The sequence below is a fragment of the Marinitoga piezophila KA3 genome (assembly GCF_000255135.1).
Classification (GTDB): Bacteria; Thermotogota; Thermotogae; order Petrotogales; family Petrotogaceae; genus Marinitoga; species Marinitoga piezophila.
Genome location: NC_016751.1, coordinates 1,923,925 through 1,938,678, shown reverse-complemented (window position 1 = coordinate 1,938,678; position 14,754 = coordinate 1,923,925). Strand labels below are relative to the sequence as shown.

The 14,754-nt window shown below is 31.3% G+C and carries 16 protein-coding genes; 5 read left to right on the top strand and 11 right to left on the bottom strand.

What is annotated here, in order from left to right:
• Nucleotides 1–26: 26 nt before the first annotated feature.
• The 9 genes from MARPI_RS09180 to MARPI_RS09140 form a co-directional block, all read right to left on the bottom strand.
• Entirely contained in the window at nucleotides 27–758 is a 732-nt protein-coding gene (locus tag MARPI_RS09180) for an SDR family oxidoreductase (RefSeq protein ID WP_014297316.1), read from the bottom strand.
• Nucleotides 759–794: 36 nt separating this feature from the next.
• Entirely contained in the window at nucleotides 795–1,127 is a 333-nt protein-coding gene (locus tag MARPI_RS09175) for a hypothetical protein (protein WP_014297315.1), read from the bottom strand.
• Between the two features lie 75 nt (nucleotides 1,128–1,202).
• A complete protein-coding gene (locus MARPI_RS09170) occupies nucleotides 1,203–1,619 on the bottom strand; it encodes a biotin/lipoyl-containing protein (protein ID WP_014297314.1) in 417 nt (138 codons plus the stop codon).
• A 7-nt stretch (nucleotides 1,620–1,626) separates the two neighbouring features.
• The gene (locus tag MARPI_RS09165; protein ID WP_050899166.1) at nucleotides 1,627–2,001 is read right to left on the bottom strand and encodes an OadG family transporter subunit; all 375 of its coding nucleotides are present in this window, start codon (nucleotides 1,999–2,001) and stop codon (nucleotides 1,627–1,629) included.
• A 12-nt stretch (nucleotides 2,002–2,013) separates the two neighbouring features.
• On the bottom strand, nucleotides 2,014–3,564 hold the full coding sequence (locus MARPI_RS09160) for an acyl-CoA carboxylase subunit beta (protein ID WP_014297312.1): 1,551 nt from the start codon (nucleotides 3,562–3,564) through the stop codon (nucleotides 2,014–2,016).
• Between the two features lie 24 nt (nucleotides 3,565–3,588).
• A complete protein-coding gene (mce, locus tag MARPI_RS09155) occupies nucleotides 3,589–3,993 on the bottom strand; it encodes a methylmalonyl-CoA epimerase (protein WP_041638618.1) in 405 nt (134 codons plus the stop codon).
• Nucleotides 3,974–4,906 carry a methylmalonyl Co-A mutase-associated GTPase MeaB gene (meaB, locus tag MARPI_RS09150; protein ID WP_014297310.1) on the bottom strand — a complete coding sequence of 311 codons (933 nt, stop codon included), beginning with the start codon at nucleotides 4,904–4,906 and terminating at the stop codon, nucleotides 3,974–3,976. Before meaB ends, mce begins: the two co-directional genes overlap by 20 nt.
• A complete protein-coding gene (locus tag MARPI_RS09145; protein WP_014297309.1) occupies nucleotides 4,884–5,282 on the bottom strand; it encodes a cobalamin B12-binding domain-containing protein in 399 nt (132 codons plus the stop codon). The genes meaB and MARPI_RS09145 overlap by 23 nt, the downstream gene beginning before the upstream one ends.
• A 31-nt stretch (nucleotides 5,283–5,313) precedes the next feature.
• Nucleotides 5,314–6,996, bottom strand: a complete 1,683-nt coding sequence (locus MARPI_RS09140; protein ID WP_014297308.1) for an acyl-CoA mutase large subunit family protein — start codon at nucleotides 6,994–6,996, stop codon at nucleotides 5,314–5,316.
• A gap of 222 nt (nucleotides 6,997–7,218) precedes the next feature.
• On the opposite strand from MARPI_RS09140, the gene MARPI_RS09135 reads away from it, so the two are divergent.
• The 5 genes from MARPI_RS09135 to MARPI_RS09115 are packed head-to-tail and all read left to right on the top strand — an operon-like array spanning nucleotide 7,219 to nucleotide 12,634.
• Nucleotides 7,219–7,830 carry a septum site-determining protein MinC gene (locus tag MARPI_RS09135; RefSeq protein WP_014297307.1) on the top strand — a complete coding sequence of 204 codons (612 nt, stop codon included), beginning with the start codon at nucleotides 7,219–7,221 and terminating at the stop codon, nucleotides 7,828–7,830.
• Nucleotides 7,831–7,842: 12 nt separating this feature from the next.
• Nucleotides 7,843–8,877, top strand: a complete 1,035-nt coding sequence (locus tag MARPI_RS09130; protein WP_014297306.1) for a M20/M25/M40 family metallo-hydrolase — start codon at nucleotides 7,843–7,845, stop codon at nucleotides 8,875–8,877.
• Nucleotides 8,870–9,904: a M42 family metallopeptidase gene (locus MARPI_RS09125; protein WP_014297305.1), complete on the top strand. Its 1,035-nt coding sequence runs from the start codon at nucleotides 8,870–8,872 to the stop codon at nucleotides 9,902–9,904. Before MARPI_RS09130 ends, MARPI_RS09125 begins: the two co-directional genes overlap by 8 nt.
• Nucleotides 9,904–10,908 (top strand): M42 family metallopeptidase, encoded by a 1,005-nt coding sequence (locus MARPI_RS09120; RefSeq protein WP_014297304.1) that lies wholly within the window; start codon nucleotides 9,904–9,906, stop codon nucleotides 10,906–10,908. Before MARPI_RS09125 ends, MARPI_RS09120 begins: the two co-directional genes overlap by 1 nt.
• A 25-nt stretch (nucleotides 10,909–10,933) precedes the next feature.
• Nucleotides 10,934–12,634, top strand: a complete 1,701-nt coding sequence (locus tag MARPI_RS09115) for a cache domain-containing protein (protein ID WP_014297303.1) — start codon at nucleotides 10,934–10,936, stop codon at nucleotides 12,632–12,634.
• A gap of 43 nt (nucleotides 12,635–12,677) precedes the next feature.
• On the opposite strand, the gene eno is transcribed toward MARPI_RS09115, so the two are convergent.
• Both eno and pyrH read right to left on the bottom strand, forming a co-directional pair.
• A complete protein-coding gene (gene eno / locus MARPI_RS09110) occupies nucleotides 12,678–13,970 on the bottom strand; it encodes a phosphopyruvate hydratase (RefSeq protein ID WP_014297302.1) in 1,293 nt (430 codons plus the stop codon).
• Between the two features lie 41 nt (nucleotides 13,971–14,011).
• The gene (gene pyrH / locus MARPI_RS09105) at nucleotides 14,012–14,710 is read right to left on the bottom strand and encodes a UMP kinase (RefSeq protein ID WP_014297301.1); all 699 of its coding nucleotides are present in this window, start codon (nucleotides 14,708–14,710) and stop codon (nucleotides 14,012–14,014) included.
• Nucleotides 14,711–14,754 lie beyond the last annotated feature (44 nt).

Genomic DNA, 14,754 nt, shown 5'->3' with positions numbered 1-14,754 from the left:
CTGGTCTTTTGACCAGCATTTTTATTTTATAATGGAAACTTTGCCAATCCACCATCAACTAATAATGTTTGACCATTTATATAAGATGCTTTTTCTGAGGAAAGGAAGATTACTGCATTTGCAATTTCTTCAGGTTCTGCCATTCTTTTTAAAGGTATGTTATTTGCTATTTGAATTTCCTTTTCCTTGTTTACCAATTCCTTTACCCTTTCTGTTTTTGTCCAACCTGGTGCAACAGCATTAAAGGTTATATTATACTTTCCGTATTCTAATGATAATGTCTTCATTAAACCTGTTATTCCCAATCTAATACTATTTGAAACATACAGATTTTCTATAGGTGTTTTTACAGATAACGAAGTTAAAAAAACAACTCTTCCCCAATTTTTTTCTTTCATTTTAGGCAAAAAATAATTCAATATTCTCACAGTACTCATAAAATTTTGTTCAAATGCATAATACCATTCCTTTTCTGAAGTTTCCTCAAAATATCCGGATTTTGGACCTCCGGCATTTAAAAATATTACATCAGGAACACCATATTTTTCTTCAAATTCCTTCATCATAAAATCTATTTCTTCTTTTTTGGATAAATCACATTTTATATAAGGTAATCCTGTATTTTTTAATTTTTCTTCATTTCTTGATACTACAACCGGTTTAGCATTTTCCAATTCAAATCCTTTTGCTACTGCTTTTCCTATGCCAGAACTCCCTGCTGTAACCAACACTATTTTATCTTTTAATCCTAAATCCATATTGTTCCCCCCTTATTTTGATAAAAAAGAGCGAGATTATAAAAGTTCTCGCTCTTTTTTTAATAATTCATCTGTATTTACTCTTGTCCCAAATTTTATAATTCTCGTATTGTTATTACATTTTGGACACGGAATAGAACTGCTTATATCTATCTTTTCTAAATATTCACCACTTTCACACTTTGGACATACAGGATTATACTTTTCCACAGAACCTGTCCAATAACTTGACTTTACCTTAAAAGAAAATATTTCTCTACATCTTTTGCATTTATAATGCGAAAACTCTTCCTCTGCATGTTGCTCTTCCTGTTCCAGTGTAAATTCATATCCACAAAGATCGCATTTATATGTAAAGAAGACGCTCACTTATTTACATCCCCCTTTCTTTTTGCGAAAACTACTTTAATTGTAATAGAAAGGGGTTAACAAAAGTTTAAAATCTTATGAAATAATTATTAAATCCTGATCTCCTTCTATGCTATCTCCTTTTTTAACAAGTATGCTTTCAACAACTCCATCATAATCACTTAATATTTCGTTTTCCATTTTCATTGCTTCAATAACCAATAACTTTTGCCCTTTTGTAACCCTTGCACCTTCTGCAACATTTATATCAACAACAACTCCTGGTAATGGAGCTTTAACTACATTTTTACCAGCTGGTGCTGTTGAAGCAGGTTTTGATGGTGCTGGCTGTGGAGCTGGTTGTGGTTTAGGTGCTGGAGCAGGTGCTGTTGCTGGTTTTGGTGCTGGAGCTACTGGTTGTGAAACTGTCTGTGATGAGCTTTCTACTCCTAATTCTTCAACTTCAACCTCGTATGATTTTCCATTTACCTTTACATTGAATTTTCTAATCATCTCTATTCTACCTCCCGATCTTTTTTACTCGCCAAACTGTAGCGGCTGGTAATTTTCCCCACATGCTTACGGTTCTTGATTTTAAATTATTTTTATTTACTTTAATATTATTTATTTTAAATCTATTATGCCCTAACATGGCTGTAATAGCTCCCATAATAGCTGCAACTACTTCTTCATCTTCATCAAATTCTTCAGACTTTATTGCTGCTGGAGCTGTTACAGGTTTTGGATTTGTATGTGGTATATTAATTTCACGTTTTACTTCTCTATTGTTCCCTTTAGAAAAATATTTAAATAGAATAAAGAAACCACTCAGGATTGCAAGAACTAAAAATACTATAATAATGCCCACTATTGTTATTCCCAATACATCACTCATAATATCACCAACTTATAATGGAATATTTCCATGTTTTTTATTCGGTCTTGCTTCTGCCTTGGTTTCTGCAACAAACAATGATTGAATTAATATTTTTCTTGTATCTTTTGGATCTATTACATCTTCAATATAACCTCTTGATGCTGCTACATATGGATTTGCAAATTCTTTTTTATATTCTTCAATCTTTTCTTTTCTTACCTGTTCAGGATTTTCTGCATTCTGTATATCTTTCCTGAAGATAATATTTGCAGCACCTTCAGATCCCATAACGGCTATTTCTGCTGTTGGCCATGCATAGACAAAGTCTGAACCTATATGCTGTGAAGCCATTGCAATATATGCTCCACCATATGCTTTTCTTAAGATAACTGTTAATTTTGGCACTGTTGCTTCACTATATGCATATAATAATTTAGCTCCATGTCTGATTATTCCACCGTGTTCCTGACTTACCCCTGGCAAGAATCCCGGAGTATCAACAAATGTTACAATTGGAATATTAAATGCGTCACAGAATCTAATAAATCTTGCAGCTTTATCTGATGAGTTTATATCCAATGAACCTGCAAGAACCTTAGGCTGATTTGCTATAATTCCTACACTTTTTCCACCTAATCTTGCAAACCCAACTACAATATTCGGTGCAAAGTATTTGTGTACTTCAAAAAATGTTCCTTCATCCATTACTAAATTTATTATATCCCTTACATCATATCCTTTTTTAGGATTAGGAGAAACAATATCATATATTTTTTCAGGTAGTTCCACGCTGTCAAAATCTGTTTCCTCTGGTGTTTCAAGATTATTTGAAGGTATATATGATAGTAGTTTTTTTATTATTTCTGTTGCTTCCTGATCTGAAGAAGCTACAAAGTGTGCTACACCACTTTTTGCATTGTGAGTCATAGCCCCACCCAATGCTTCTTTATCAACACTTTCTCCTGTTACCGCTTTTATTACCTGAGGACCTGTAATAAACATCTGCGATGTGTTTTCAACCATAATTATAAAATCTGTTATTGCTGGTGAATATACTGCACCACCTGCACATGGACCGGCAATAACAGTAATCTGTGGTATTACACCAGATGCAAGTGTATTTCTATAAAATATTCCACCATAACCATATAAAGAATCTACACCTTCCTGAATTCTTGCTCCTCCGGAATCATTAATACCTATTATTGGCATTCCATATTTCATTGCCATATCCTGGAGTTTCATTATTTTCTTGGCATGCATTTCACCAAGAGAACCACCCTGAACTGTAAAATCCTGTGAATAAATAGCAACTTTTTTACCGTTTATTGTTCCAATTCCTGTTACAACACCATCATATGGAAATGACTTTTTATCCAATCCAAAATTTGTACTTCTATGTTTTACAAATAAATCTGTTTCTACAAATGAACCTTCATCTACTAGTAACTCGATTCTCTCTCTGGCGGTTAATTTACCCAATTTATGTTGTTTCTCGATTCTTTCTTTTCCGCCACCTTCGTAGAGCTTTTCTCTTCTTTTCAGGAATTCTTCGTAAATTTCCTGGAATTTTTCGTCCATTAAACAACACTCCTTTCGAGGTAATTATCTATGTTCAACTAATTCTGTAAGCACTCCATTGGTTGTTTTTGGATGTAAAAATGCAACCTTTGTATTGTGTGCTCCATCTTTTGGCTCATCGCTAAGCGGTTTTATTCCCAACTCTTTTGATTTATTTATCATTTCCTGAACATTATCAACAGCATATGCTATATGATGAATACCTTCTCCTCTTTTAGCAAGAAATCCAGAAATTTCAGAGTTTTCATTTAATGGTTCTAACAATTCAATTCTTGTCTCACCAACCTGAACAAAAACCACTCTAAGCCCTCTATCTTCTAAAACTTCTTCACCAGTAACTTCTAATTCAAGAAGATTTTTATAGAGATTTAATGCTTTATCAATTGATTTTACAGCTATACCAATATGATCAATCTTTTTCATTTTCATCCACCTCACAGATAGATTTTAGTATTTCTTTTTTTAATTCTACCATATTTTCAAAATTAAAACTATAGTTTTCTATCATATTGTCAATATTTCTTATTATTGAACTCCTTACTCTTCTTTTCATTCTTCTTTTTTTTCTATATTCGTATTCTCCAGAGAGTTTTAACTCTTCAAAGTGTTTATTTATCCAGCTAATGCTCTCCTTTATTCCTTCATTTCTGATAGAACTTACAGGAAGTATTGTTCTTGATTTCGACTCATTTTCAAGAGCAAGTGTATTTTTTAATTGTATCATAAATTTATTTGATTCTGGCAAATCCATTTTATTTATTACATATGCATCTGCTATTTCCATTATTCCTGCTTTAAACATCTGTATTTCATCGCCAGTATTTGGAGATAATACCAGCATTATGGTATCTGCAACGAATATTATCTCTATTTCTGACTGCCCTGCACCAACTGTTTCTATGATTATTTTGTCAAAACCAAATGATTTCATTACATCAACTATATCATAAACTGAATCACAAAGTCCTCCAACACTGCCTCTTGAAGCAACACTTCGAATATAAACATTTTCCTTGCTTGAAATATTTCTCATTCTTATTCTGTCGCCAAGAAAGGCTCCACCTGTAAAAGGACTCGAAGGATCTATTGCCAGAACTCCTACCTTTAATCCTTCTTTTGCCCATTCATTAACAAGTTTGGAAACATATGTGCTTTTTCCTGCACCTGGACTTCCCGTTATTCCAATAATTTGAGTATCCTTTGAAGGTTCTGGTAATTGTTCTATTATTTCCCAGGCGTAATTTATATTATTTTCAACAAGTGAAATTATCTTTGCAAGCGCATATTTCTCACCATTTTTAAAGTTTTCAATCAGGTTTTCAAGCTTTTTTTGAATTTGCAATTTCCCTCACCTTGCTAATAATTACTTCTAATGATGTACCTGGACCAAACACTTCTTTTATTCCCATTTCTTTTAATGCCGGTATATCGTCTTCAGGAATAATTCCTCCAAGAAATACCGGTATATCTGCATTTTTTTCTTTTAATAAGTTTAAGACCTTTTCACATAATTTCATGTGCGCTCCAGATAAAATAGAAAGACCTATAATATCAACATCTTCTTCCATTGCTGTATTTACTATATCTTCAGGTGTTTGTCTTATACCTGTATATATTACTTCCATACCTGCATCTCTTAAAGCTCTTGCAACTACTTTTGCACCTCTATCATGACCATCTAATCCTGGTTTTCCTACCAAAACCCTGATTTTTTCCATTTTTATGTCCTCCTCTTATTATTTATATAAATTATAATATTACAGCTTCATGATATTCGCCATATACTTCTCTTAAAACATCTGTAATTTCCCCAAGTGTAGCATATGATTTTACTGCTTCTAAAATATATGGCATAACATTTTCTTTGCTTTCTGCTGCATTTCTGAGCTTTTCAAGATTCTTTTTAACTGCTTCATTATCTCTTTCTTTTCTTAATTTCTTTAATTTTTCTTTTTGTCTTTCTTCAACTTCTGGATCAACTTTTAATATTGCTTCGTTTTTACCTGTTTCTTCAACAGTAAATTTATTTACACCAACTATTACCTGATCACCATTTTCTACAGCTAATTGTGATTCATATGCTGAATTTAATATTTCTTTCTGTATATATCCTTCTTCTACTGCTCTTACCATACCGCCCATTTTTTCAATTCTATCTATATATTCCATTGCTCTCTTTTCTATATCGCTTGTAAGAGCTTCTATCACATAAGAACCTGCAAACGGATCTATTGTTTCTGTAACTCCAGATTCATACGCAATAATCTGTTGAGTTCTTAATGCAATTGTTGCTGATAATTCTGTAGGTAATCCCAACGCTTCATCATATGAATTTGTATGTAATGACTGAGTACCGCCAAGCACAGCTGATAGCGCCTGTAATGTAACCCTAATTATGTTGTTTAATGGTTGCTGTGCTGTTAATGTTGAACCAGCAGTTTGAGTGTGGAATTTAAGCCTTAATGCTGCAGGGTTGGTTACTCCAAATTTATTTTTCATCAATTTTGCCCATAATCTTCTTGCTGCTCTAAACTTAGCAATTTCTTCTATGAAATTATTGTGAGCATTGAAGAAGAATGAGAGGTTTTTACCAAATACATTTGGATCAAGCCCTGCTTTTATAGCCGCTTCAACATATGCAAGACCATCTGCAAGTGTAAATGCAACTTCCTGCACAGCATTTGCACCTGCTTCTCTTATATGATAACCACTTATACTGATTAAATTAAACTTTGGAAGATTTTTTGAACCGTATTCAAATATATCTACAATAATCTTCATTGAAGGTTCTGGTGGAAATACATATGTTCCCCTTGCAATATATTCTTTTAAAATATCGTTTTGAATTGTACCTCTGAGTTTTTCCTGAGGAACTCCCTGCTTTTCTGCAACAGCTATTAACATTGATAATAATATTGAAGCTGTTGAATTAATTGTCATTGAAACACTAACTTTATCAAGCGGAATTCCATCAAAGAGAATTTCCATATCTTTTAATGAATCTATTGCAACACCAACTTTACCAACTTCTCCTTCTGACATAGAATGATCAGAATCATATCCTATTTGTGTTGGCAAATCAAAAGCTACTGATAATCCTGTCTGTCCCTGTTCCAATAAATATTTATATCTCTTATTTGATTCTTCAGCAGTAGCAAATCCTGCATACTGTCTCATTGTCCAGAATCTTCCTCTGTACATTGTTGGTTGAACACCACGTGTAAAAGGATATTCTCCTGGAAATCCTATATCTTCAAGGTAATCTATATCCTTAATGTCTTCAGGAGTATAAAGGCGTTTTAATTCTTCACCATAAGTTGTTTTAAATTGTTCCTTCCTTTCTGGAAATTTTTCAAGCGTCTTTTTTAACGTTGTTTCTTCCCAGTCTGTTTTTTTCTCGTTAATTTTCTTCAAATATTCCTCTGAGTACATAATGCACCTCCAATGGATTAATGAATTTATTTTTCAGAAACCATAATATATTTTACAATATTTTTCACTATTTTTCTAATAAAAAAATCAGCAATAAAAGCTAAATTCAGGCAATAATTAAGGATTATCAATCTTATATTAAGAATAATAAATTGGAATTAGCTTCATTTATATGTTATTATAGTATATAGAGATTAATTATTTTTTACGGGAGGTTTTTATATGACGTCAAATAAAGAGTTTGTCTATCCTAAGTTTATCGATGGAGACATCATTTTTTTCATGGAATCAAACGTTACTCAAAAGCAACTTCTAGAAGAACTTTCTGTTAACTTGGATAAATTAAGCAATTTTTTCTCAGAAGGTGACGGTTTTTATGTATTAATTAAAAATCCAGAAATGTATTCTATTGTTCCTAAAATAGGTAAAATCGCAAAAGAAAAAAAGCTACAATTATTAGGTGCATATTTTGAAGACCTTCCCGAGGTAAAAAAGAAGAAGAAAGAATTTAGATTAAGTGCTACAAATATTTATAAAAAACATGTACGTTCAGGACAGATTTTAGATAATCCCGGTGATATAATAATATTTGGCAATGTAAATCAGGGGGCAGAAATTAGAGCCGGGGGAAGCGTTATTGTATTCGGAAAGGTAAAAGGCACTGTTAGAGTGGGTATGACTCAAAAAAAGAATACCTTTATTGTAGCAGCAGAAATGGATTCTCCACTTGTTGAAATATCAGGAATAGTTTTAAATAATTATGCCTGGCCTCAGGGTCCGGTTTCTATACATTACGATGATGATCAAATTAGTGTGGAACCTATTGAATTATAATGGAGGGATAAAATGAAAACAGGAGAGATTTTAAAGGATTTGAGCAACGCTTTCGGGGTATCCATGTATGAGAATCCTGTTAAGGAAAAAATTATAGAATATGCAAAAAAAATCTCTACAGATGTAGAGATTTTTGATGCAGGAAAGGGTTCTCTTGGTTTAAAGCTTGGTAATGGAGAAAAAAGATTTGCATTATTTGCACACATGGACGAAATTGGTATCGTTATTACCAAAATTGTCGATGAGCAATTTGCAATGGTTCACACTATTGGAGGTGTGGATCCAAGAACATTAATTTCAAAACGCGTAAAATTCAAAACAGAAAATGGAGAAAAAATTGGTGTCGTTGGAATGTTAGCTCCGCATCTTCAAAAACCTCAACATCGTTCTTCTTCGCCAGATTTTGATAATATCTATATAGATTTTTCGATTTCTGGTGGAACCAAAGACATTGAGGTTGGAGATATTGGAACTGTAGATATTGAAGCTATAGAATTAAACGGAAAAATTTCCGGTAAAGCTTTAGATAACAGAGTTGGATGTGTTGTATTATTAAAAACACTTGAAGAATTAAAGAAATTTAATCTTGAAGGAAAAAGCATATATTTCCTCTTTAATCAGGGTGAAGAAATTGGTTTGAAAGGAGCAAAAAGAACTGCTGAGGATATTGCTCCTGAAATTGGAATAGTTATAGACGTTACCTTTGGTAGCGATATACCTCCATATTATGAAAAGGTTGAAATGGGCAAAGGTCCAGCTATCGCGCTTGGCCCAAGTATGCATAATGAAGAGACTCAAAAAATGATTGATACAGCAAAGAAATATGGAATTAATCATCAACTTGAACCTGCTCCAATGAGAAGTGGAACAGAATCTGATATTGTACAGATAGTAAAAGAAGGAGTTAAAACTATTCTTATTTCAATACCAATATTAAATATGCATTCTTCCGCAGAGGTTGTAGATCCTTCTGATATAGATACGTCAGCTATATTAATAGCAAATTATATTGCTAATTATTTAGAAGAAGGTGAAAATAATGAATGAACTTCTAAAATATCTTCCAGAAATAACTGAATTACCAGGAATTTCCGGAAAAGAAGATAAAGTAAGAGAATATATAATCGAAAAAATTAAAGATAAAGTTGATGAATATCATATAGATGTTATGGGAAATCTTATAGCTAAGGTTTCCGGCAAGGATTCTTCAAAAAAGATTATGGTTCTTGCTCATATGGATGAAGTTGGTTTTATGGTTACAAAGGTTAATGATGATGGAACTTTTCATATTTCTCCGGTAGGTGGAGTTGACCCAAGAGTTGTATTTTCACAAAGATTGTTGGTTAATGGCGAAATACCTGGAGTAATACAGGTAAAACCCATACATCTTCAGAAGCCTGAAGAAAGAAAAGCAAAACCTGACTATTCACAATTTAAGGTTTATACTGGTTTAAGCAAAGAAGAAGCAAAGAAAAAAATAAAGGTTGGAGATATGGTAACTTTTGATACAAAATTTTATATAGAAGGAGACAGAGCTGTTTCAAAGGCTTTTGATGACAGAGCAGGTTGTGCGTTAATGTTAAACCTTATTGATAAGATTGAAAAAGAAGGAAAACCTCAATATGATACATATTTCGCTTTTGTTGTTCAGGAAGAGGTTGGACTCAGGGGAAGCGGTGTTGCAGCTTATCAGATAAAACCTGATGTTGCTCTTGTTCTTGAAGGTACAACGGCAGGGGATTTTCCATTGCTCGATGAGGATAAATGGGCTACTCATCTTGGAAATGGACCTGCTACATTCTTTATGCATTCTGGAGTTGTTTTATCAAAAGAAATATTTGAAAAGATTGTTTCTCTGGCAAAAGAAAATAATATAAAGTTACAATTTAAGATGAGGACTGCTGGTGGAACAGACGCAAGAAGACTTGCCACTACATTGGATGGTATTCCTTCTGGTATATTGGCTGTTCCTTCAAGATATATTCACTCGCCAAATACAATCATAGATGTAAATGATTATATAAATGCTTATAAACTTGTTGAACTTTTAATCTTTGAAGGGAGGATTATTTAATGAAAGAATTAATAAAAAAATTAACTGAAATAACTTCACCAAGTGGAAGAGAAGATAAAATAAGAGAAGCTATTATTGAAGAAATAAAGGATTATGTAGATGAAATAGATGTTGACAAACTTGGAAATTTAATTGCTATAAAAAAGGGAACAGGAGATAAAACAATTTTATTTGATGCACATATGGATGAAATAGGACTTGTTGTTACTCATATTACAGATGATGGTTTCTTAAGGATAGAACCTGTTGGCGGGGTAAATCCAAGGGTATTAATTGGAGCAATGGTTCAGTTTAACGGTTATGTGGGTGTTGTTGGATTTGAAGGAGAAACTGTTGAAGAATATTCAAAAAATCAAACAAATCTCACTTTTGATGTATTATATGTTGATCTTGGCTTTAAATCAAGAGAAGAGGCTGAAGAAAAAACACCAATTGGAACATTTGGAACATATTATGCACATTTTAATGATCTTGGAGATAAGGTAGTTTCAAAATCTCTTGATGATAGAATTGGTTGTGTAGCATTAATTGAAACTATTAAAAAGCTTGATAAACCAGAAAATAATGTAATATTTGTATTTTCAGTTCAGGAAGAAGTGGGATTAATTGGAGCTTCTGTTGCTGGATTTAATTATGATGTGGATATGGCAATTGCTGTTGATGTTACAGCATCTTCTGATACACCAAAGTACTTTAAAAGAATTTCTATGAAGCTGGACGAAGGTCCAACAATAAAGGTTAAAGATTCTGCTACAGTAAGTGACAGAGTGGTAGTTGAACACCTTAAGAAAATAGCTAAAAAGGAAAATATTAAACATCAGATGGAAGTTTTAATTTTTGGGGGAACAAATGCTGCCGGTTATCAATTAACAAAATCAGGAATTCCATCAGGTACAATTTCAATTCCTACAAGATATATACATACACCTCATGAAATGGTTTCAATGTTTGATGTTGAAGAAACAGTAAAATTCCTTGTTGCATTGGCTAATAATAGTTTGTAAAAATACTCTTAAATCTGGTGATTAAATGGAAGATTCAAAACTTTTTAAAAACTTTTTTATAGTAAGTTTAATATTTTTTGCAGCAACATATTTAATAATATTATATTCAAATATTCAGTTTATAAATAGAACGGTTGAAAACATCGTCAACCGTTCTTCTGTTATTGGTATAAATTTTATAAAAGAATATAAAAACAGATATATAAATTTCATAAATACATTTAAAAATGATATAAAAATAAGTAGTTACGCAAAAATACTCTCAAATATGAAATCAAATGAAATTATTATCGATTATGAAAACTACTCAAGATTATACAAAAATCTTGATCTATATATTAAAGAGAAAAAAAGTATAATAAATTTTACAGGTAATATCTATATTACAGATTTTAATAAAAACTTTATTTTCCAGGAAACAAAAAGTATTTCAAACTATACCGCTTTTAATAATTCGCTTGAAAAACTTGAAAAAACCTCTTCTGATTTTGTTTTTTCAAATCTATTTGAGAAAAACGGAAAATTAAAATTTTATATCTCCTCTATATTATATGATACATCTCAAACACCCATTGGATATATTATTTTTGAATTTAATTTTGATTTTTCTTTGTTAAATACATTAATCGAAAATACAGAAGAAATGGATATGATAATTGTTGATTCAGAAACAAATCTTATGTATCCTTCAAAAAAACTTCCATATTTTATATACTCTAAGATTTTTCTGGGAAAAAATTTAGAAAATATAGTCTTAAATTACAATGGTATTGCCTATTTTATTAAAAATGTAGATTTTTCAAATTCAACATATTTAATCACTGTATATAACAAATCCAGATTTTTTACATTCTCAATTATATATGTTATGGCTATTACTATATTTTTTGTTGCTATTTTAAATGTATGGCTTAAATCATATTTTAGATATAGTCAATATATTTCAAAAGAATTATTAAATCTTACAGAGATTTTAGAGTTAAATTCTTATAATGAATTAATGCCGACTCTTAATAATATTAAAAAATTAGAAGGTTTATTATTTAAAGAAATATATTATCCAAAGGATATATCAGATATAATTTATAAAATTTCTGACATATATGGCGATATTATCTTTATTTCATTATTTAAAAAATCTGCATTTAATATAAATTATCTTTCATGGATTTTATTTAATTCGCCAAATTATACTATAAGCAATGAATCAATCTCTCTAATCATGGAATCAAAAAATACTTATATATATGAATTTAATCGAAAATTCGTTGATACCGATGGATTTATAATCATAAAAGAAAATCCCATGAGTCAATTGGAATATAATCTCTTTAAAGACGGTATCATTTTTATGTTAAATTCACTTGAGAAAAAAATAGGAAAGATTTATGATTTTGAAAGTTTTTATGATTATTATCTTTCATATGAATTTTCTTCTATTTTAATTGCAAAATTCCAGAATGAATATATTTACCTAAAAGATCCTCTATTTTTCAGGAGTTATATATTTAAATACAAAAATAATCTAATTTTCTTAAATACTTTTGATTTTAATTATAACAAAGAATTAATAGATTATCTAACAATAATCGGGGAATTCAATGAAAACTTTCCAAAATTCATGTATTCAAAACTTTCAAAATATCCAAGCAGAAAAAAGAAACTTTTTTCTGAGATTGAACTTATTTTAAATACTGAATGGGAAGATTTTAAAGATATGTATTAAATGAAAAAGGCAGCCTTAACAGGCTGCCTTGATTTTTAATAAATTACTTTTTTATTGAATAAAATGATTTTAATCCTCTGTATTCTGCAACTTCTCCTAATTCTTCTTCAATTCTTAATAATTGATTGTATTTTGCAATTCTTTCACTTCTTGATAATGAACCTGTTTTTATAAATCCAGCATTCATTGCAACTGCTAAATCAGCAATAAATGTATCTTCACTTTCACCTGATCTGTGTGATACAACATTTGTCATATTGTTTTTCATTGCTAATTCCATAGCATCTAATGTTTCTGTTACTGATCCAATTTGATTTAATTTGATCAAAATTGAATTTGATGCTTTCATATCAATACCTTTTTGTAATCTCTTTACGTTTGTAACATAAAGGTCGTCTCCAACAATCTGTACTTTCTTTCCAACCTTTTCTGTAAACTTCTGATAAGCTTCCCAATCTTCCTGATCAAATGGATCTTCTATTGAAACAATTGGATATTTATCAACTAACATTTCATAGTATTCCATAGCTTCATCAGCAGTTAATTCTTTTCCATCAATATTATATACTTTCTTTTCTTCATCGTAGTATTCAGAAGCTGCACAATCTAATGCAATAAATACATGTTCTCCTGCTTTGTATCCAGCATCTTCAATAGCTTTAATAATAAACTGAATTGCTTCTTCGTTTGAATTGAGATTTGGTGCAAATCCACCTTCATCACCAACTGCTGTTACATGTCCTTCTTTCTTTAACAATGATTTTAATGAATGGAACACTTCTGCACCAGCTCTTAATGCATCAGAGAATTTTTCAAAACCTGCTGGAACAATCATGAATTCCTGAATATCAAGATTGTTATCAGCGTGTTCTCCTCCATTGATTATATTCATTAAAGGTACAGGTAATACCTTTGCATTTGGTCCTCCAAGATATTTATAAAGTGGAAGTCCCAATGAATCTGCTGCTGCTCTTGCCACAGCCATTGAAACAGCAAGAATAGCATTTGCACCAAGACCAGATTTATTTTCTGTTCCATCTAATTCAAGCATTACTTTGTCAATTAATGGCTGGTCAAATGCATTTAAACCCACTAATTCTTTTGAGATTTTTTCATTTATATTTTTAACAGCAGTTAAAACACCTTTTCCTTTAAATCTTGATTTGTCTCCATCTCTTAATTCTAATGCTTCAAATTTTCCTGTTGAAGCACCTGATGGAACAATAGCCTTTCCTTCTGCACCACTTGCTAATTCTACTACTGCTTCTACTGTTGGGTTACCCCTTGAATCCAATACTTCTCTTGCATAAACGGAAACGATTTCATCATACCACATGTTTCTCTCCCTCCTTCAATTATAAAAAATGCATTTATTTATCAGGGTTTGACAAATGTGCCAACTCTATTGTTTGATAATGCTTCAAGTAAATTACCTTCTTTAAAGAAATTTAATACTATTATAGGCATATGATATCTTTTACATATGGAAAACGCCTCTGTATCCATTATTTTAAGCCCAAGATTTATTGCATCATCATAAGTAATTCTACTATATTTTTTCGCATCTTTAAACTTTTTAGGATCTCTATCATAAATACCATCAACCTTTGTAGCCTTTATCAAAACATCTGCTTTCATTTCAACTGCTCTTAATGCAGCTGCGGTATCTGTTGTAAAGAATGGATTTGATGTTCCACCTGCAAAAATTACCACATATCCAGCATTAAAGTATAATTCTATATCGTCATAATGTATAATTCTTACAGATGGAAGATTAACAATTTGAGATACAACTACAGTTTTAATTCCTTTTTTCTCAAAGTAATCTTTTAAATAAAGGGCATTTATTACTGTCCCTAACATTCCAATATGGTCACCTATACTATTAGTTACATCCTGCAACTCTCTTCCTCTAAATAAATTTCCTGCTCCAATTACCATTCCAAGCTTAATTCCATGTTGAACAACCTTTTTTATTTCATTAGAAAGATACTCAAGCGCCTTTTCATCAAAACCTTTTTTATCCTCACCGGATAACACTTCACCACTGAGCTTTAATAATATTCGCTTATACATACTCCTTCCCCCTTTTTCTCAAAAAAAAGGGTGGACAAAGACCA

Bases quoted from the DNA above. Each gene is read 5' to 3' on its own strand.
- MARPI_RS09120 (WP_014297304.1), top strand. From the start codon at position 9,904: ATGAAAGAATTAATAAAAAAATTAACTGAAATAACTTCACCAAGTGGA.
- MARPI_RS09135 (WP_014297307.1), top strand. From the start codon at position 7,219: ATGACGTCAAATAAAGAGTTTGTCTATCCTAAGTTTATCGATGGAGAC.
- MARPI_RS09145 (WP_014297309.1), bottom strand. From the start codon at position 5,282: ATGGAAAAAATCAGGGTTTTGGTAGGAAAACCAGGATTAGATGGTCAT.
- mce (WP_041638618.1), bottom strand. From the start codon at position 3,993: ATGAAAATGAAAAAGATTGATCATATTGGTATAGCTGTAAAATCAATT.
- MARPI_RS09130 (WP_014297306.1), top strand. From the start codon at position 7,843: ATGAAAACAGGAGAGATTTTAAAGGATTTGAGCAACGCTTTCGGGGTA.
- MARPI_RS09115 (WP_014297303.1), top strand. From the start codon at position 10,934: ATGGAAGATTCAAAACTTTTTAAAAACTTTTTTATAGTAAGTTTAATA.
- pyrH (WP_014297301.1), bottom strand. From the start codon at position 14,710: ATGTATAAGCGAATATTATTAAAGCTCAGTGGTGAAGTGTTATCCGGT.
- MARPI_RS09140 (WP_014297308.1), bottom strand. From the start codon at position 6,996: ATGTACTCAGAGGAATATTTGAAGAAAATTAACGAGAAAAAAACAGAC.
- MARPI_RS09160 (WP_014297312.1), bottom strand. From the start codon at position 3,564: ATGGACGAAAAATTCCAGGAAATTTACGAAGAATTCCTGAAAAGAAGA.
- MARPI_RS09165 (WP_050899166.1), bottom strand. From the start codon at position 2,001: ATGAGTGATGTATTGGGAATAACAATAGTGGGCATTATTATAGTATTT.
- MARPI_RS09180 (WP_014297316.1), bottom strand. From the start codon at position 758: ATGGATTTAGGATTAAAAGATAAAATAGTGTTGGTTACAGCAGGGAGT.
- MARPI_RS09125 (WP_014297305.1), top strand. From the start codon at position 8,870: ATGAATGAACTTCTAAAATATCTTCCAGAAATAACTGAATTACCAGGA.
- MARPI_RS09170 (WP_014297314.1), bottom strand. From the start codon at position 1,619: ATGATTAGAAAATTCAATGTAAAGGTAAATGGAAAATCATACGAGGTT.
- eno (WP_014297302.1), bottom strand. From the start codon at position 13,970: ATGTGGTATGATGAAATCGTTTCCGTTTATGCAAGAGAAGTATTGGAT.